The sequence below is a fragment of the Pseudoalteromonas sp. A22 genome (genome assembly GCF_018141345.1).
GTDB lineage: Bacteria > Pseudomonadota > Gammaproteobacteria > Enterobacterales > Alteromonadaceae > Pseudoalteromonas > Pseudoalteromonas maricaloris.
Genome location: NZ_CP047237.1, coordinates 863,883 through 883,888 on the forward strand (window position 1 = coordinate 863,883; position 20,006 = coordinate 883,888).

15 protein-coding genes are annotated in these 20,006 nt (G+C 43.3%); 7 read left to right on the forward strand and 8 right to left on the reverse strand.

The window, feature by feature from the left end:
- Positions 1-55: 55 nt before the first annotated feature.
- From GSF04_RS03390 to GSF04_RS03410, 5 genes are all read right to left on the reverse strand, one after another.
- On the reverse strand, positions 56-1,123 hold the full coding sequence (locus GSF04_RS03390) for a lipocalin-like domain-containing protein (protein WP_211856606.1): 1,068 nt from the start codon (positions 1,121-1,123) through the stop codon (positions 56-58).
- Entirely contained in the window at positions 1,113-3,566 is a 2,454-nt protein-coding gene (locus tag GSF04_RS03395) for an ABC transporter permease (protein ID WP_249122329.1), read from the reverse strand. The genes GSF04_RS03390 and GSF04_RS03395 overlap by 11 nt, the downstream gene beginning before the upstream one ends.
- A 4-nt stretch (positions 3,567-3,570) precedes the next feature.
- Entirely contained in the window at positions 3,571-4,227 is a 657-nt protein-coding gene (locus GSF04_RS03400) for an ABC transporter ATP-binding protein (RefSeq protein WP_211856608.1), read from the reverse strand.
- A gap of 108 nt (positions 4,228-4,335) precedes the next feature.
- A complete protein-coding gene (locus GSF04_RS03405; RefSeq protein WP_069021301.1) occupies positions 4,336-5,028 on the reverse strand; it encodes an SDR family oxidoreductase in 693 nt (230 codons plus the stop codon).
- 142 nt (positions 5,029-5,170) lie between these two features.
- The gene (locus tag GSF04_RS03410) at positions 5,171-5,557 is read right to left on the reverse strand and encodes an STAS/SEC14 domain-containing protein (protein ID WP_039496489.1); all 387 of its coding nucleotides are present in this window, start codon (positions 5,555-5,557) and stop codon (positions 5,171-5,173) included.
- A 170-nt stretch (positions 5,558-5,727) separates the two neighbouring features.
- Here GSF04_RS03410 and GSF04_RS03415 point away from each other — a divergent pair, with 170 nt between their 5' ends.
- From GSF04_RS03415 to GSF04_RS03435, 5 genes are all read left to right on the forward strand, one after another.
- Entirely contained in the window at positions 5,728-6,531 is an 804-nt protein-coding gene (locus GSF04_RS03415; protein ID WP_211856609.1) for a putative porin, read from the forward strand.
- A gap of 155 nt (positions 6,532-6,686) precedes the next feature.
- Positions 6,687-9,938, forward strand: coding sequence for a S41 family peptidase (locus GSF04_RS03420; RefSeq protein WP_211856611.1), 3,252 nt, complete (start codon positions 6,687-6,689; stop codon positions 9,936-9,938).
- Between the two features lie 298 nt (positions 9,939-10,236).
- The gene (locus GSF04_RS03425) at positions 10,237-12,543 is read left to right on the forward strand and encodes a ferritin-like domain-containing protein (protein WP_211856613.1); all 2,307 of its coding nucleotides are present in this window, start codon (positions 10,237-10,239) and stop codon (positions 12,541-12,543) included.
- A gap of 13 nt (positions 12,544-12,556) precedes the next feature.
- Positions 12,557-13,507, forward strand: coding sequence for a DUF692 domain-containing protein (locus GSF04_RS03430; protein WP_211856615.1), 951 nt, complete (start codon positions 12,557-12,559; stop codon positions 13,505-13,507).
- Positions 13,507-14,370, forward strand: a complete 864-nt coding sequence (locus tag GSF04_RS03435; RefSeq protein ID WP_211856617.1) for a DNA-binding domain-containing protein — start codon at positions 13,507-13,509, stop codon at positions 14,368-14,370. Before GSF04_RS03430 ends, GSF04_RS03435 begins: the two co-directional genes overlap by 1 nt.
- Positions 14,371-14,395: 25 nt before the next feature.
- On the opposite strand, the gene GSF04_RS03440 is transcribed toward GSF04_RS03435, so the two are convergent.
- The 3 genes from GSF04_RS03440 to GSF04_RS03450 form a co-directional block, all read right to left on the reverse strand.
- The gene (locus GSF04_RS03440) at positions 14,396-14,797 is read right to left on the reverse strand and encodes a hypothetical protein (protein ID WP_211856619.1); all 402 of its coding nucleotides are present in this window, start codon (positions 14,795-14,797) and stop codon (positions 14,396-14,398) included.
- A gap of 154 nt (positions 14,798-14,951) precedes the next feature.
- Positions 14,952-16,856 (reverse strand): S9 family peptidase, encoded by a 1,905-nt coding sequence (locus GSF04_RS03445; protein ID WP_211856621.1) that lies wholly within the window; start codon positions 16,854-16,856, stop codon positions 14,952-14,954.
- 121 nt (positions 16,857-16,977) lie between these two features.
- Positions 16,978-17,769: an AraC family transcriptional regulator gene (locus GSF04_RS03450; protein WP_211856622.1), complete on the reverse strand. Its 792-nt coding sequence runs from the start codon at positions 17,767-17,769 to the stop codon at positions 16,978-16,980.
- Positions 17,770-17,867: 98 nt separating this feature from the next.
- Between GSF04_RS03450 and GSF04_RS03455 the strand changes: the two genes are divergently transcribed.
- A complete protein-coding gene (locus tag GSF04_RS03455; protein ID WP_211856623.1) occupies positions 17,868-18,584 on the forward strand; it encodes a type 1 glutamine amidotransferase in 717 nt (238 codons plus the stop codon).
- 159 nt (positions 18,585-18,743) lie between these two features.
- Entirely contained in the window at positions 18,744-19,625 is an 882-nt protein-coding gene (locus GSF04_RS03460) for an NAD(P)-dependent oxidoreductase (RefSeq protein ID WP_211856624.1), read from the forward strand.
- The last annotated feature ends 381 nt before the right edge of the window (positions 19,626-20,006 follow it).

The following is a 20,006-nucleotide window of genomic DNA, read 5'->3' on the forward strand; positions in this document are numbered from 1 at the left end:
ACTAGGAAATATAAAGACAATATAGGTACAAGTTAATCGGTATAGCCAATGCGGGCTATTCGTACCCGACTAGTTCAGCGTACCCTTCACCGGTATAGCCGCCGGACACTTTTACTCTTCCTTCCCAATACGGGATAGTCAGCTGGTTTCTCGCATCAGGATTGGTACTTTCGATCAGAATAACAGGATTGTGCTTTAGTCGTAGTTGCCATTTAAATGGATAGCTTACTCCATCTAACGAAACCTGCTCCAAAACACTTAATTGAATATCCTTATGCGCTATTTCTGTCGCGCTACCCTCAGCTGTAATTTCAGTGCCTCGGCAATCTTTGTAGACTTGTTGGCTATCACGAATGCAAAATACCATTAGTGCACCATTCGAACTATCTTGACCGCGAATGCTAAACCAGTCCCAGCCGCGTTGTGATTTACTGATAAACGAGGAAGACCATTCTCTATCGAACCACGCGTCACCGCTGACTTGATGTGTTGCACCTTGAAAAGTAAGCTCACCCGAGACGCTTAAAAAAGGATAGCTGTAGTACATAGAGGCATGGCCGTCGGACGTTTTTTCACTGTAACCATTCTTCCCATGAAGCACTATCGGACTTTTTCTCAGTGTTAAATTAACACGGCTTTTTCCTTCCTCAGCATGGAGCGTTAACGGAAAAAATGTTTCCGTCTCACTGCGCAAATACCAATTATCTAATTGCGTGATAAATGGGTCAGCTTGAATTTTTACTTGTCCTGCTCTGCCATAACGTTCGAAGGCTTGGTGCCTTGTATTGTCTTGAATTACAAAATGCGCAAAATATAACTCACCATCCCACCATGGACTGACATATTGACCGCTGACAGCTGAGGTTCTAAATAACGTCCATTGAACACCAAACTCTTGCCCTGAATCACTTTTTAAGTTTGCAGTAACATACCACCATTCAATGCCTTGGTCCGGGTGACTGCCGTGATCACGCGGAAAACTTAATTGGTATGAAGGAGAAACGGGGTCACCCAACTCAAGATTGAAAAAATCATTTTTTGAATTAGGGACTTCTGATAGCTCCGGTGTGCAGCCGACTCCCACAATTAATAGTAATAAAACGATAAAATAATTAGTCTTCATACAACAGATCCGCAGTATCGTGACGACTCAGTTTGAGTAGAGGTAGTACACTAACCAGCAAAGCTAAACCAAAAATGAGGGTGATAAAGACCGCGATATCAAGATAAGGTAATAGAAAAGGGATCGTCCAACCGAAGCCAATTGGCATCACAAATTTAAGCAATATCCAGCCGAGCATTCCTCCGAGTATCGTCGCCAGCACCAAACTCACCAGCAAAATAACGGCGCTCTGCCCTAATTTAATGGCAAACGCTTGCCAAGTGGTAACACCTAATGTTTTTAAGATGGCCAAAGGTTGAATTTGCTTAGCGCCGAGTGTCAATAATGATACCCACAATCCAAATAGCGCGATTGCAACTATCATTAAATTTAACGCGTGCGTTGCGTAAAACGTATGTTCAAACAAACGCGTAGCGTATTGTTTAAAGCGCTGATTTTGAACCACTTGAGAGTCGTTTAAATGGAATTGCTGTATGACCTTTTGCTTAAATAAAGCGATATCAATATCTGGCTTTAGAACAATTGAAAAACCATATGCTTCATAGTTAAGCCCAGCATTTTCAATTGCATCACTAACAGCGACAAACACCGCGCGCTGTTCACCATAATCGTAATAAAAACCCGTTATCTCACAGTTAATATGCTTTTTGCCTTGCTGCAACCGAATACGCTGGCCCATCTTTACGCCATACAATAATTTGCTTGGCTCATTAGTAAGGCACCCACTTACGTTCTTATTCGCATCATAGTAAAGCACCTCGTTATTAGGTGGCGATCCCGAAAGCAACATCAGATTGTAGTGATGCTCACCCGAACGGCCGAAGCTTATCAAGCTCGCTGATTGAGTACCTTGTTGACGTGAACTCAGACCATAACTTATCTCTGCACGCCAGAACACACCAACCTTTTCAATACCCTGTTGGCTTAAGAGCCATTGATATTGCACATCGGTAACTTCACTAGGCCTCACATATAGATCTGCACTAAGGCGACCATCTAAATGGATCTGCAAAGCTGAACTAAAACTACTCACCATAATTTGCAACCCTACGGAAGTGCCAACCGCAAGCAGTACGGCATAAACACTTATTGCAAGTACTCTGATCTGCTCGCCACTGTCTGCTTTCATCCATTTAACTATTGGATGCTGAGTTGGTATGCCTTCAAACACGGCTCGCAATACCACTGGTGTTATCATAAAAAAGAGTAATAGGAGGCAAACACACAGCCCAAGCGCATGAAATGGCGCTTCGCTACCAAGATAAAAATACCCAGCAGCCACAAGCAGTAGACTTTCACTCACTATTTTACTCTGCCAAGATTTATAAAAAGTAAGAGGCTTTACTTGGTAATAGGCCACACTGGCAAGTACCAAAAGGTTTAACACAAATGCTTGCAGCACGACTGACCAACTGAAATGAACCGGTAAACGCCTATCTAATGCAAATAGGCTCTCCAACGCCATAGAGATCTCGCTCACCAATAAGTTTGCCCCCAAGAAAGCCACGCCTGCGCCCACCAGTGCGGCAATCAAGCTTAAGACGAGCACCTCAATGACTACCGCTGCAACTACATTTGCTTGAATACATCCGAGTAGTGTGAGTTGCTGATGTAGTTTTTTTCTTGCGTGCAGACAAAGCTTTATGGCGTTAAAACTTAAAAAAGCGCCAACTACGTAGCCTAGGAATGCAAGTGCTTGCAGGTTGAAGAAAAATGCCTTCGACAACGAGTCGAATGACTGTGCTTGTGCACTTTGTAGCTGTGCTTTGTCACCAATAACCTGCCTAACCTTTGTCTCATCCAATACTGCATTTGAAATCTCTATATAACTTATTCGACCTGCTGAATTCAGTAAATGGTCAACTAATGCAATATCGGCTAATGCGGCATCACCGGTCAGTTCCGATAAAACAACGAAGTGTACATCCGTATCAAGAAGCTTGATCACTTCATGCCTACTGAGCGACAACTGTTGAGCCATCGTGTCAGATACGTAAATTGTGCTAAATCCAAATTGTAACGATGCAGTTTGATTGCCTAACTTGTCTCCCTGTGATTGCGCTTTAGGCACAGACAGCCATTGCAAAGTATTAACTCCTTTGATCCGGAGCCTGTTCCCGTTCGGCAGGGTAAGCACACCTTCCAAAACAGGCTCAGCAGATACGACTCCTGCGTTTCGCAGCGCCGTCCACACATTGGCAGTCAACATCTCGCGGCCTACGCTTGGCCGAACAAAGTGGCTAATTGGATTGTTAATAAGTGCGCTGGTTTGCTGATAGCGATCTGTTGCTTCTTGATTTAGTCCTCGAATTGAGCCAAGCAAAGCACTACCCAAAGATAAGCCAAAAACGAATAGCAAAAACAACCAAAGATGCCTTTTGTAGAACTGGATAAAAACTGTGAGTATCAGTCTAATTTCTGATAACGCACTCAGCCGTTCCATCGTTTTAACCATAAGCACGGTTATTTTGAATGGTGATTTTTCTATCTAGGCTGTCAGCAAGGTGTTGGCTGTGCGTAACCATAAGCAAGTTAACGCCTTGCTCTTCGCACAGCTCACGCAGAAGTGATACCACTTCTTCGCTTTTCGCAGCATCTAAGTTCCCCGTCGGCTCATCGGCCAGCAATAACTTAGGCTTGTTGATCATGGCACGTGCGATACCAACTCGCTGCTGCTCACCACCTGACAATTGCTGAGGCAAGGCTGTTAATTTATGCAAAATCCCCAAGCGCTCAGCCAGCGCATTAACATCGCTTTGCTTTGGGTTCAATTGATTGAGCTGTGCTTGAAAAACGATATTGTCGTAGACGGATAGAGGTGCAAGTAATTGATAGTGTTGAAATATCATCCCCAAACCACGACGATAGAGCGCCAGCTCGGTATCATTAAATTGAGTAATATTTTGGCCATCAATAACAATGCTGCCGCTCTCAGGCCTTAATAAACCACCAATAAGATGGATCAGGGTAGTTTTACCCGACCCGCTATCCCCAACAATCGCGACCTGTTCTTTAGCGGCAATACTGAGACTAAGCTCATCTAATACGGCTCGATTCAAGTCACCATCACGACGCGTGAAGACTAAATTTTGAACTTCTACCACTGTATGCACATTCCTTTACTACTATGTGGGCACTACTCAATGCATCTGTCTCGTTAAGTAGTCAGGATCTTTTATTTCTCGTGTCAGCGCAGGTTAGCTAATGTTTAACTACCAAGGAATAGCATCACCGCTATAGTCGTAAAAACCGCCGCTTTGTGCATCCACGAAATGAGATAATACGGAATAGATCCCATTTGCAGACTCGTCTGGGGTAATTAACGCGTTAGGGCCACCCATTTCCGTTTGGACCCAGCCGGGATGAATAGCAACGGTGCGGATCCCTTCACCCAGTAAATCATTTGATAGGCTTTTTACCACTGAGTTTAACGCCGCCTTCGAACTGCGATAGATATAGCCACCGCCTTTAGTATTCATGGTATGACTGCCGACCTTGGAAGAGATGGCTGCAAAAATCTTTTCATTGCCGTTGCAAAGATGGGTGTAAAATAGCTCTGCAAGTCGCATGGTGGAAAATACATTAACCTCCATCACTTCTCGCCACGCTTCTATATCGGTTTCACCAAAAGCATAATCTTTCGGCCCATAAATGCCCGCATTGTTGATAACAATATCGATGGCAACAGGGGCCAGCTTCTCGCTTAATTCTTCCATCTGGTCGTAATTGGTCACATCTAGGGCAAATACTTGGAGCTCAGGAAAAGTTGGCGCAAGAGAATTTAGTTCTGAAGCAATAAGCGGGTCTCGACACGTTGCTAACACGTGCCAACCAGCCTGCAGATAGGTTTTAGTTAACGCAAGTCCAATACCGCGGTTTGCACCAGTGATCAGTATTTTTTTCACAGTTGAAGCTCCTAAGCCGTTATGACAAAAGCCAATGGTGTTAATTCACTATACTGATGATAGGTTGAATAATCCACTTTTTGCACACGTGATTAGCGCCTCAAGCCACAGCGCACAAATCATGAATGTAATTCAACTTTAATCATTCTCGTTCATTAAGCCAATTCAGCGCATCTTCTTTATCATCAAAATACTTCACTTTACCAGTAACAAACCAGTTACCTATTGTTGCAGCAAGTCGATGCCAGTTTTTACCGCCATATATTGCTACTTTGGCAAATTCAGTGCTATGCTCAAAGGCGAGTCGGAAGTCATCCCAGATGGCTCTTGGCTCCCAGCCTTCAAAATCAGTCGCATCAAGAAATGCATAGATTTTAGGCGTTGTTACTGCTTTCAGTGCACTCTCGATTATTGGTGTAATAACAACATAATCTTCATGAGTGAGTTTACCTGTAGGCTTAAGTGTGAGATAAATATCATCTCCAAAGCGCTCAGTGCCTATTGATATGCCATGGAATGAGTTCGTCATATTCTCTTCCTTTATGTTTATCTTATAGATAAAAAGCATAATTAAGTCTCAGCTTTTTTGCCAATATCCAAACTTTTTTCATTATTGTCAGCTTCCGTTCAGATTTCTAATACTACCATGCGCGCCGTTGAGTCGATGTAGCTCAATATATGGAAATTAAAGGGATGACTATGAAAAAACTACTATCTATCGCAGCTGTTTCACTACTTGTTTCAGCAGCAGCTCAGGCTAACACTGGTAACGTACAAAAAGAGTGGTTCAACACCGCTAGTTACACAGATTATGACTATGATGGCTCTGACAACCGCGCACTGATGCTTTCTTCTCGCTATTTCTTCGCACCTCAAGAATCAGTAGGCGTATGGGATGACTTTGGCTACCTTGATACGGACAGCAATGTAGGCGTAAGTTACTTTAACGATGATTATTCAAATGCTTTCTCAGCGCGTGGTGAAGGCTTTATCACTAAAGAATGGTTTGTAACTGCTGGCATCGCAGATCTTGGCGAAGCTGACGACCATTACTCTTTCGGTTTTGGTTACCTTTACAACGACAACCTAAAGCTAAGCATTCGCCAAGAAGAGTTTGAAAACGGTGATACCACTTGGTTCAAAGCTGAGTACAATCACGAACTAAATTCTACAGATTACATTGGTTTCACAGTTGAAACTGAAGATGAATTTGATTACCTAAACCTAAGTGCACGTTACTTCATGCACGTTGGTGGTGACAGCTACTTCACAATCGACTTAGAGCACAACCGTATTGATACTGATGGTTTTGACGACAACGTAACAAACGTGCTTGCAAACTACTACTTCACTCGCAACTTTGCGCTTGGTCTAGGTTCATATGATTCAGACTTAGCAGTAGAAGCTAAATACTTCTTCAACGACACTTACTACCTTAAAGGCAGTGTTGTTGACACAGACGGCGGTGAAACTAGCAACCTAACTTTTGTTGCACAGTTCTAAGTTGACACAACCTTGAGGTACACCAGTACCTCATTGATACTCCCCCCAACTACTCAACATCTCATCGCGACCACACTCCGCGGTGGGGTGTTTTTTCACATTTTGAAACAAGCTACTCATCTAAATTGGGTGCATTTCACTTTTCAATCGTTATTATGTATCAAAATTATAACGGAAGTGCCTATATTATGATGAAGATAAAAACACTCGTGCTCGCCATTGCTGCGGCAGCTGCACCTTTTGTTTCAGCGTATCAGACCGAAGATACCCGCCTACTCCGCTTTCCAGATATTCACAAAGATAAAGTCACTTTTGTGTATGCTGGCGACATTTATATTGCAAATACCAACACTGGTAAAAGCCAACGTCTGACTGACCATATTGGTTTTGAGACTTTCCCTAAGTTCTCTCCAGATGGCAGCAAAATCGCTTTTGCCGCTGAGTATAATGGCAGCCGTCAAATCTATGTGATCAATGCTGATGGTTCAGGATTAAAGCAACTCACTTATTACAACGATGTTGGGCAAATGCCACCTCGTGGTGGGTTCGATTACCGTGTGATGGATTGGACGCCTGACGGCAAACATATCGTCTTTAGAGCAAATCGAACACCGTGGGGCAAACGTATGGGTCGCCCCTATATGGTACCAGTAGAAGGTGGACTTGAGCAGCCGATGGCCATCCCAGAAACTGGCGGTGGTATGCTTTCCCCTGATGGTAGCAAGTATGTTTACACGCCAATCGACAGAGAGTTTAGAACCTGGAAGCGCTCTCGTGGTGGTCGAGCACAGGATGTTTGGATTTACGACCTTGAAAACAATACGTCTAAACAACTCACCACTGACAAAGCCACAGATCAGCAACCAACTTGGGTGAATGACAGTATTTACTTTGTGTCTGATCGTGACTACACGCTCAACCTTTATAAATATCGCGATGGTAAGTCACCGGTTAAAATGACTGACCACAAAGACTTTGACGTGCTGTGGCCATCAGCCGGACCAGATGCCATTGTCTACGAAAATGGCGGTTACTTATATCGCTTTGACGAAGCGACAAAGACAACTAAAAAGCTAAAAATCGATGTTGCTGGTGTGCGTCAATATGCCATGCCATATAGTAAAAACGTTAGCGACTTTATTGATTCCATGGATATATCACACGATGGTAAGCGTGCATTGTTTACTGCCCGTGGTGAGTTATTCTCAGTCCCAGTAAAACAGGGTCCAACTCGTAACCTCTCTTACACACCAGAAGGCCGTGAAATTGAAGCAAGCTGGTCACCGAATGGCCGTTATATTGCCTACATGAGCGATAAAACAGGTGAATATGAGATCTATCTCAAAGATAGAGCAAATAACAACAAAACCATCCAGTTAACCGACAATGGTACCATCTGGCGCTTTACGCCAATTTGGTCGGCTGATAACAGCAAACTGCTCTTTGCTGATAAAAACCACACGCTATGGTGGGTCGATGCGAAATCTGGTGATATGCATAAAATTGATACCGCCAAATACGACGAAGATGGTCTAACCGAATATACTTGGTCACCAAACAGTGAAGATATTGTTTTTGTTAAAAACAACGAGAACCGCTACGCCTCACTTTGGCACTATAATATCAAGGATAAAAAGGTCACTCGACTGACTGACAACATGACCAGTGAGCGTAATCCTACTTTCTCGCCTGACGGTAACTACATTTATTTCACTTCTGAGCGTGACTATAACCTCACCTTTAGCAGCTATGAATTTGATTATATGTTTAATAATGCTACACGCATTTATAGCGTTGCGGTGAATAGTCAGATTAAGCCGCTTAATGCCTTTGAAAGTGATGAGTTAAGCATTCAATCAGAAGAAGAAACGAAAAAGGACAGTGACAAACAAGAAAATTACATTGAGGCCAGCGGCTTTATGTCGCGGGTTGTATCACTCTCAGCCCCGGCGGGTAACTACGGTGCACTTACAGGTGTTGAAGGGGGCGTACTAACCTTAACAGGCGGTGCGTTAAAGCTCCTCGGCACGGAACCAGATAGCAAACTTGAAACCGTCGCCGAAGGCGTAAGCAGCTATAAAGTTGCCGCTGGTGGTAAGCACCTGATCGCTCGCGCTGGTAACAACTTCAGTGTAATTGCACCAAAGCCAAAGCAAGATTTAAAAGCCAGTCAACTTGATTTATCTAAGATGACACTGAAAATCGACCCGCAAGTTGAGTGGCAACAAATGTATGTAGAAGGCTGGCGCACTTTACGCGACTGGTTCTACGACGAGCATCACCATGGTCAAGATTGGGATGCTATCTTGGAGAAGTATCAACCACTTGCCAGCGCTGTCGCACACCGTAGTGATTTAGACTATGTACTTAGCGAAATTGCGGGTGAAATCAACGCAGGTCACATTTACGTACAATCTGGTGATGCCCCAACAGCCGAGCGCAAAAAGCATGGTTTACTTGGCGCAGAAATAAGTGCTCATCAGTCTGGCTACGTAAAAATTGAGCGTATCTACAAAGGTGAGAACTGGCATGAAGACTACCGTTCACCACTCGATGAAACTGGTGTGAATGCCAATGTAGGTGATTACATCATCTCGGTAAATGGTCGCTCGGTAAAAGACGCGGTTAACTTCTACGAGCTACTTGAAAACACCCAAGGCGAGCAAGTTGAGCTGGTATTGAGTAAATCACCAAGCGCTGATAATAGCTGGAAAACCACAGTAAAACCTGTCGCCAGCGAGCAAGGCTTACGTTACATGGCATGGGTTCAATCACGCGCAGACTACGTGAATAAACTATCAAACGGTAAGATTGGCTACGTTCACCTACCAAATACCCATTATGATGGTAACCGTTCATTATTTAAGAACTTTATGCCACAAACGAGCAAAGATGCGCTGATCATCGACGACCGTTATAACGGCGGTGGCTTTATCCCTGAGCACATGATCACTTGGCTTGCTCGTAAGCCACTGAACTATTGGAAACGCCGTGGTGTTGAACCAACAAAAACTCCTTCGTTTGCACACGATGGTCCAAAAGCGATGCTTATCAATGGTTATTCAAGTTCAGGCGGTGATGCTTTACCTTACTACTTCCGTCAGGCGGGCCTTGGCAAACTGATTGGTACTCGCACTTGGGGTGGTCTTATCGGGATCTCTGGCAATCCAAGTCTTGTTGACGGAGGCCAGGTTATCGCTGCAACCTTCCGAATTCTAGATAACGATGGTAATTGGATTATAGAGAACGAAGGCGTCAGCCCTGATATCGAAGTGATCGATAGACCTGAACTTATCCATGCAGGTAAAGATCCTTCTGTCGAGCGTGCAGTGAAAGAGCTACTGCAAGAGTTAAAAGATAGCCCGAAGAAAACACTGACAGTGCCTCCTGCACCATCTAAGTTCTGAGCGCGTTACTAGCTCCTCAAAGTGGTTTAAGGCTCTGACTTTAAACCACTTCTTTTATCTCTTTCTGCTTATTCGCTTTGTGCCTCTTAAATAGGTTATATAAAAGTTACCACCATGTAATATCTCGTAATCGACCTTATCTTTTTTTACGACTACTTTGTATAACGAGTGTTCATCGCTCACCGACATCAACTTGCTTAAATTTTGAGTTGTCTTGGATAAATATCCTATATCCTAACGTATTTTTTATTTAAGCCAGTGGTATTGCACAACGTTCACCGTCACAAAGGAGCAAACCATGAATGTGCAGAACAAAACAGGCCCATCGGTAGAAGTAGATAAAGAGATTGACGCCAACATCCTCTTAAGCAGTGCACAAAAACAACAAATTAAAGCGCGCAGTAGCGAGTATAAGGCTGCTGATTTATCTTGCCTGAAAGCAATTGCGCAAGCTGCGATTAACGTGGAGTTATTCACAATCCCACTTTATATGACCGGCCTCTACTCGATTCAAGGTACACACCAGATTGCGGACTCTTCAAATCTCTACCCCGGCCGTTACTGGCCTGGACTTGGTCCGACTGCAGGATACATTCCTTCAGAACGATTATCTCCTTACGACTACGATTTAAAAGACAGGTTTATTGATAGTGATTATAAACTAAATGTCAATGAGCAGGTGTTTAACGGCGTTTATAGTGTATTTATTGAAGAGATGCTGCATCTGCAACTCGCTTCTAATATGGCGAGTAAATTAGGGCTCACACCGAGCTTTACTAGTCAGGCGTTAATTGACGAAAAATTCGGTTGGAAGTGCTACAACAACCAAAACGGTATTCCACATATTTTGGACTTTGCAGACTGTACTACAGACTCATCTAAGCTAAGCCCAGAAGTTCAGGCTTATTTCGAACAAATTTTTCCTGGTAAAACATTACAAGACCTGCGCGTTAACGCAACAGAGCTGAATAAAGAACAGACCTTACTCTTTATGCTGATAGAAGAGACTGAAGAAAACGCTAAAAAAATTATTCAGCCACAGTTTTTGGAACCAGACGCAAAAACAAAACAGCCGAAGTATTTTGAACAAGCCCCATACAACTGGTGGAAACCGGATTACACCGAAAGTGATTTGCCACTATTCGGCTCAATTGGACACATGTACTTGAGTTATTGGGACTATATTCAAATTGAGTATGATGATAACACGAGTCTACTCGACTATGCGCTCTCAAAGGCTGAAGCAAACGACGCTAGAGCACAGAGAAACTACTTTAATGAACGTCCCGATGATGCTTCATATCAAGCCCAATTTCCTGAAATAAAGGGCTCTCTTGAGAAATATAATGAACATAATTTGTTAAAAGAAGCACTCATGAATAATGTGAATGCAATCACAGATCAAGGTGAAGGCGACGGCGTTGCAAAAATGATATGTTTACGCTGGGCAGAAGAATCTTGGGCCCAGAATGTCTTGGGTAAATTACAAAGTGCGGATAATCCAACTCACCCGAGCACCGTAGATACACGTTTTCAACCAAATGAACAAGCTTTAGAGCACGACTATAGGAGCACCGATGGCAAGCCATTGTCCGGTTCAGCCTGTGCCCGAATAACCAACAAATATAAAGATCACTTTCAAATATTTACCGATACTATGAAGCTCATTGTCGACTTTGAGAAGCCTTCAAGTCAATCGGACGAACGTTACATGACATGGTCAACTTGGTTTGCTGAGGGTAATAACTGGAATGAGGCGTTATTGGATCCCAACGGCGGTGATGAAGCAGCTAAGCAAAACCCAAATCTACCTTGCGTCAGCAGTGTAGTAAAAGCGCTTAACAACCTTAAACTCTCGTCCAATATTGGCAATACGCATCAATTATTCAGTCAATCTGCGGTAGGCACAATTAAAGGTCTAACTACAGCACTTGACCGTTATTGGTCGGGTAAAACCAGTGAATTTCCGGGCCCTGCAATGGGTGGCTCAGGCGATAGGATTTCGATTTGCTGGGCAACCACGGGAATTGCGCCGGATTTAGTAACGGGTATCGCCCCGCAAAATCCGAACACCCTTTATCACGCCTGCCAAGGAATGAGCTATACCAACATAGGTTCGGATGACTTACCTCCTCCTGAGGTTTATCACAGTTGTAAGGGAAGTAACGACTGTAAAGCACAAGGTGGCTGTGGTTTTGTTCATAGCACAACGCCTGGCGGTAGCTGTGGTGGTAGCGTATCAACAGGGCCAAAAAGTGCCCCTGCTGATAATAAGTGTAATAACTTGGGTGGGTGTGCAGTGCCTATCTCAGCCTCTCAACTCTTCCCAAAACTTTCCGATGAAGAATACGATATGCAGTTATTTAAGTTTAACCTAAAAGATAACAGCTTCTCTGCTATTGATTACACTTATCCGAAAGGCCAACAAACTCCAACCGATCAATCTACAGATCATGTGCTAATGCCATATAAAAAAGGGGATGCCGTATACGATATTGCTTGGCAAGCATACTGCAATGCCAATGGTTTATTGAACGAAGATGACGAACCTAAAGAGAAGCCAAAACCTTCAGATATTCGTCTAGCTCTTCCTCCATCAACTTGATAGGAAAGATAGCATGACAAATCCAATTCGGACGCAGCAGCTTGCTGCGTCCGCTATCGAAAAACTAACCGACTTGGGGTTTGGTGTTGGCCTGAGAAGCCAGCACTATCCCTTTATTATGTCCCATTTAGATCGCGGTACATCTCTTAGCGTCGACTGGTTTGAAATCATCAGTGAAAACTATATAGATAATCACGGCTATGGCCGGCATGTCCTCGCTCAGTTAAAGGAACAATACCCGCTAGTGATGCACGGTGTGTCAATGAATATTGGTAGCAGCGACCCGCTTAACTTTGAATACTTAAGCAAGCTCAAGGAGTTAAGTGAATTCGTTAAGCCACAGCTTATTTCCGATCATTTGTGTTGGACAGGCATTGCTGGTTTGAATAGTCACGATCTCCTACCTATGCCATTGACTGACGAAAGCCTACAACACGTTATCAATCGTGTTGACCAAGTTCAGGATTTTTTAGAACGGCCTTTAGTGCTTGAGAACCCATCAACATATCTTGAATTTCAACATTCAATCCTCACTGAAAGCGAGTTCTTTAGTGAGTTAGTCACCGCAACAGGCTGCGGTATGCTGTTGGATGTAAACAATGTTTTTGTTAGTAGCTTTAATCATGGATTTGACGCCGAAGCGTTTATTCGTCAACTCCCCCATAAGCACATCGTTCAAATCCATCTTGCCGGTCCTAGTGACTGCGGTGATTGTTTGATAGACACTCATGACCAGCCAGTGCCCGCCAAGGTTTGGCAGCTTTACCAACTGGCGCAGCACTTAACGGGTGGCGTGTCTACCCTACTAGAATGGGATGCCAATATCCCCAACTTTCCAGAGCTCGTTGATGAGTTAAGCAAAGCAAAATTGGTCCTGACAGGGCATATTCCAAAGCAAGATACAGTTACTAACACCAACGCGCTGTCAACTCCAATCGTCAAAGAGCGAGCAGAATTAACATAATGAAAACGCCAGACTTAACGCAAACTCAGCAGTGGCTTAGCACCGTTTTAATGGTACGAGGCGACCTACCACAAAAGCTCAATACCGCTGCAAATCCGCATGGTTTAACGCTGCATGACTGTGTAAAAAGTAACAAAACACTGGGAGCCATGAGAAGAGTAGACATCTATGCTGCGGGCTATGTGATGCGTTTAGTAGAATGTCTTCGGGGGGAGTTTGCTCTACTTTGCCAGTTTATGGGCGACGAAGTATTCGACACCTTCGCCAAAGCCTTTATTGTCACCTTACCCTCAGAGTCTTGGACACTACATCAACTAGGCTCACGCTTCGCTGATTTTTTAGCAAACACTAAACCTAGCGGTGATTTTAATGCCCACCAGCAAGCTATGTTTAGTTTGCCTTCAGAGCTGGCTAAGTTTGAAAGAGCCAAAGCGCTTGCACTGTTAAAATCAGGACCGGAAACCGAGAAATCAACAGCGCTAATAAACGAGATTGAACTCCTTTGCGGCATTGCCGAAGACTTTGTCATGTCGGTGCCAGAATCCGTACAACTTATTCAAACCGATTACCCTTTGCTTCCTCTTATAACCCAGCTTGAGCAAGCAAAACCGTACACCTTGCCAATGCCTGAGCAAACGCATATTGCAATATCGCGCCAACAATATCGCATCAAAATGAATGTATTAAATGACTGGCAAGCGGATTTATTACTGCACTTGAGAGAAAAACCGCTGCGCTATCAAGAAGCAATAGCCTACTGTGCTAAGCGCATGAATATGGAGACTCAAGTATTGAGAGCGCAGTTAGCAGTTTGGCTGCCAAGTACAGTTAATATGGGACTATTCACGTTACAGAAAGCCTAAATGTTCTTTTGGGTCGAATATTAGATTAATTACGCGTATACACGTTAAGCAACGGAAACTTGTTCTCACCGAAAGCCAGTGTGAGTGAAAGTGTTTCACCGCCAGCAAAACTTTCAGAAAGCTTCATCGGCGCGATCCTTTGCCCGTTCGCCGTTAGTGCTAGCAGGTGTTTTTGTGTTAACGTACGGCGGCCACTCGATTGGTTTTTAATCGTGATCATTGCCCAGCGTTCACCGTTTTCGTTACTCATTAGTACCGCGTTAAGTACCTTGAAGTCACTGATATCTGGGTAAATATTGGCATCATTCGGAAAAGCCAGTTCCATATTGTTAGGCACTACGCTATCAATCGTTAACGCTTCTTCAGCTGCTTGTATATTCACAGCCAATGTAAGTAACCAAAAGCCACTTATTATCCTTTTAATCATTTAATTTTCCTTCTATTTTCCGTTGACTAATTTAGTATGCCGCCAATTTTTGGGCACAACAATACTTGCGCAGCACCAAGGTAACACTGCAAAACAAAAATGCCAGACTACACACTGTGCGATCTGGCATTTTCTTAACTAGTCGTGACATCAACTATAAGGTTTCTTCTAACCACTTGAAGAACTCACGCTGCCAGACTATCCCGTTTTGCGGTGTCAGTACCCAGTGGTTTTCTTCAGGGAAATAAAGGAAACGGCTTTTCAAGCCACGTAGTTTAGCGGCTTGGAAAGCTTGCATCCCTTGGCTCAGCGGTACACGGTAGTCTTTACCACCATGGATCACGAACATCGGCGCATCCCACTTATCCACATAGCTGATTGGGTTAAACTGATTGTATGCCTTGCTGATGGCCGCATTGTTTTGCTCCCAGTACGCGCCACCCAATTCGTTGTTCACAAAGAACATTTCTTCGGTTGTGCCGTACATACTGCGCAAATCAAAAATGCCACAGTGCGCGATAAAGGTTTTGAAGCGGCCATCATGATTGCCAGCTAAGTAAAACGCAGAGTAGCCACCAAAGCTTGCGCCAACTGCCGCGATACGTTTGTTGTCAACGTATGACTCTTTCGCAACATCGTCGATTGCATCAAGGTAATCTTGCATTACCTTACCACCCCAATCTTGGCTGATGTCTTTGTTCCATTTCACACCGTGCCCTGGCATACCACGGCGGTTTGGCGCAACCACAATGTAGCCTTGTGATGCCATCACTTGGAAGTTCCAGCGGAAGGAATAAAACTGTGATAACGGCGACTGTGGACCACCTTGAAGGTATAACAGTGTTGGATATTGCTTACGCTTATCAAAATTAGGTGGGTAGATAACCCAAGTTAGCATGTCTTCGCCGTCTTTTGTCTTCACCATTCGCTTTTCAACGTTCGGTAAATCCAAATCAGCATAAAACGCCTCGTTCACATTTGTCAGCGCAACAAGCTTTTTACTATTCAGATCAAAGCGGAAAATCTCTTTTGCTTGATTCATGCTATTGCGAGTAACCACCAACTTACCGTCTAAGGCAGCAACAATGCTATTTACATCAAACATGCCCTTAGTTAGCTGCTGAATTTTTGGATTAGCTTTGGTTTTGGTGTTCACCGCTACTTGAAATAGCTGGATTGTCCCGTCAATTGGTGCAATAAAATAAATATGCTTGCCATCGTGACTCCACTCAAAACTGCTTACCGTGCCGTCCCAATGCGCAGTTAGATTGATTTCTCTGTTACCCAACTTAACGATAATGTCATTTTTATCCGCCTCGTTACCCGCTTCATCCATACGTAAGAAAGCCAATTGCCCAGTCGACGAGAACTCTGGGCTTTTATCATAACCCAAGTTTTGCTCGGTTAGATTGGTGGTTTTCTTGCTGGCTAAGTTATAACGGTAAATATCTGTGTTGGTACTGCTCGCATATTCTGCGCCAGTCAGCTTTTTACTGACGTAGTAGATATTTTCACCTTTTGGACCCCAAACATAATCGCTTGAACCACCAAATGGTGACGTCGGACTATCAAAAGGCATCCCTTTCATGATGTCGACTTTTTCTTCTGTGATTAGATCCTGATAGAACACATGTTTAACACTGCCGTCTTTCCAGGTATCCCAATGGCGGTAGTTTAAATCATCAAATACATACGCATCTGCTTGCGTAAGCGCTTTGTGTCTATCCGTGGCTAACACAGCTTCAACATTGACGGTGTCATGAAATAGTTTTTTGCTGCCATCTGGTGAAATGTTGTCGTCTGACAATATTCCTTGATACGCGCTTAAAAGCTGAGACGCCCCACCCTTTAACGGCACTTGATAAACTTTGCTATCAAAGTCATTGTTTTCAACGCTTGGCGTTGTAACTCGATAAATTACATGGGTGTTGTCTTTAGATAACCCAAGCGCACTCACGCGCTTTACTTGCCAAAGCTTGTCAGGGGTCATTACCTCTTTGGCAACTAACCCAAAACTTGGTGCTAATCCTAAGCTAGCACATAAAAGAATTCGCAACATCGCGAAATGCCTCCAATAATCAAATCCCGCCTAGACTACATAAAGCGAGAAGAACTTAAAAGCATTCGCGATAAGATACTTTCGTCTCTAGTACAGGTAACCTGAAAGCAACAGAAGTTGATCAAAATAAATTTACGTTGTGCTGTAAGTTGGCAATCCGGTACTTTCTCGGTGTTTGGTTGAACAATTTCTTAAACGCTTGAACAAACGCAGAGTCAGAAGCGTACCCCAACTCAATAGCAATTTCCTGTATGCTCTTTTGCGACCCTAACAATTGCAAAGATAAAACTAACCTCACATTTTGTCTCCACCGTGAAAATGATTGAGAAAACTCTCTTGAGCACAATCGCGACAAAGTGCGCTCAGAAGCGCCCACTTTTGTTGCCCATTCCTTTAACGTAAATGGTAGATCCGGTTGCTCTTTAAGCTGTAAGAAAATGGATAAAAGGCGTTTATCGGTAGGTATGAGTAGGGGTATTTCATAATGGTTTGCGATCTCGATTTGATCCCGCAATACCGTTAACAAATGTGTGATATTGGACTCTGCTTGAGTGAGCGTCTCGTTTTCAAATAGCAACAAAATGAGCGCTTTAATAAATGGCGTTACCAAACAGGATTTTGGTTCGTCTCCATACTGAACATATTTGTCGGGATTAAGGTAAATCGCCAAAAACTGTGTATCTGTAATCGCTATGGATTTATGCACTGTATTTGCGGGTATGTAGAGCATGCCATTGTGAGGAACAATCCCGCTTTTATCGCCGATACTCGATTGTAATAGCCCCTGCAAAGGAAACACAATTTGATGCCACGAATGTGAATGGAAGTCATCAACATAGCCAGAAACCATATTAATCGTTTTAGTTACGATTTGTTTATCAGAAGAACCTTTGATGAGGTCATTAGCTTGCATCTTGGCGACTTATCAATATTAAACGTCTGTTAGTATAAATTACGCCATCCAAATTTAATATACCATCTACAGCCTATCGTAAATTAAAAGGCACAAAGATGCATATTCACTTTATCGTTCATGAACATTTTGAAGCGCCTGGCGCCTATGAATCGTGGGCAAATAAACGCGGTCATACCATTACCTATTCGCGAGTTTATCAAGGTGAATCTCTCCCAAAAAATATCGAAGGCTTAGATTTTTTGATTGTCATGGGAGGACCTCAAGATCCGTCGACAACTATTGAGCAATGCCCACACTTCGATACAAAAGGTGAGCAAGAAGTCATCTTTAACTCGATTACCGCCGGAAAAGTTGTGCTTGGCATATGCTTAGGGTCGCAACTCATTGGTGAAGCGTTAGGTGCCGCATTTGAGCCTAGCCCTGAGCGTGAAATAGGAAAATACCCGATAACCTTGACGGAAGCCGGGATGACACACCCACTATTTAGTCATTTTGGAAAAGTGTTGGATGTCGGCCATTGGCATAATGATATGCCAGGGCTCACCAATGGGTCACAAGTGATTGCATATAGCGCGGGGTGCCCAAGGCAAATTGTCGCCTATCGCGACTTAGTATACGGTTTTCAGTGCCATATGGAATTTACCAAAGATATCGTCGCATCACTGATTGAAAATGACGACCTCAATGACGCTTTACTGTATCGATTTGTAGATGAGCCAGAAGTTTTACTGAGTCATAACTATGACGAAATGAACCAAAAACTGCACGACTTTTTAGACAAGTTAGAAAGCTTTTATAAATCAGAAAACTGAGCATTAATCATATTATTTAACCAGAGGCTTGGATAAGGCATGCGCTCGAGGCTAATACAAGCACCCACCACAGTGTGCACCTATGTTATGGTGGGTGTCAGCGATTTAATTTATTCTGATGGGGTTGCTTCGAATTTCAAATAGTAAAAGGTACACAAAATGAGAATATTGGTAACAGGCTCTGCTGGGCGAGTCGGGCGTGCTATTTATATCAAATTGATGAAAAATCATGACGTAGTAGGTTTGGATAAAACGCCCTGCTCAACGGTAGACTTTATCGGTGATATTTGCGATGGCGAGTTAATTTCTAAAGCCCTCGAAGGTGTGGATATTATTGTTCATACCGCAGCACTTCATGCGCCACATGTTGGGTTAATAGCTGATGAGGAGTTTTTAGCTATCAATGTTGATGCAACCGAACAGCTTGCCTTAACTGGGGTCAAAGCAGGAATTAAGCACTTTGTCTTTACCAGTACAACCGCACTTTATGGTTACGCTTCATCTTCTGAAGGTTTTGCTAGTTGGATAACGGAGCAGGTCGAGCCTAAACCCAAGTCTATATACCATAAAAGTAAAATACTTGCAGAAAACAAATTGAATGAAATTTCAAACCTTTTCAATCTTCCGGTTACAGTATTACAAATGTCTCGATGCTTTCCTGAGCCCGCAGATTTGATGGCAATATACCGCCTTACTCGAGGTATAGATGTTCGTGATGTCGCAAATGCTCATTTATGCGCCATAGTTAAGCGTTTGTGCGGTTTTAATCGTTTTATTATCTCTGGTTCTACACCATTTAGTCTCAATGACTGCGAGCATCTCTATAACAATGCAAGCGCAGTCATTAAGGAAAAGTGCCCTGAAATAGCGGCAAATTTTGAGCAAAGAGGGTGGCTATTGCCAGCGAGCTTGGACCGTGTGTATGACTCCTCCTCGGCACAAAACAAGTTAGATTGGCAGCCTAAGCATAGCTTCGCTAGTGTGCTGGAAATATTAGATAACGAAATAACAGAGGTGTTACCCGTTTTAAAACGGAGCTAGGAAGCAATTTTCTTATGCATGATTTCAGTGTCCAAGTTTGGCACCTGAATATCAAAGAGCAAGCTTTAACAAACACTCACCACAATTCGCTTCTATATTATGATGGGTGTCTGCTATCTGCTGTTAGCAGCTAGGGCTCTGTGTTAAATCAAGTAGTTAATATGCTTAATTGTTTAGGCTGAGTATGCAAAAAATGTCGTTGCTTATCTCGCCAAATTTAGGTGTAATGAGCACATAATAAACGCTGAGCGATGCAGGGAAAGCTTAATTAATAATAGATTAGCTGTTCAAACTAGCAAAGAGCGCTAAAACCTCCAAAAATCCTATTTTTCTAAGCAAGCCATAGCATAAACGACACCAGCTCTGACACACCAAGTAGGT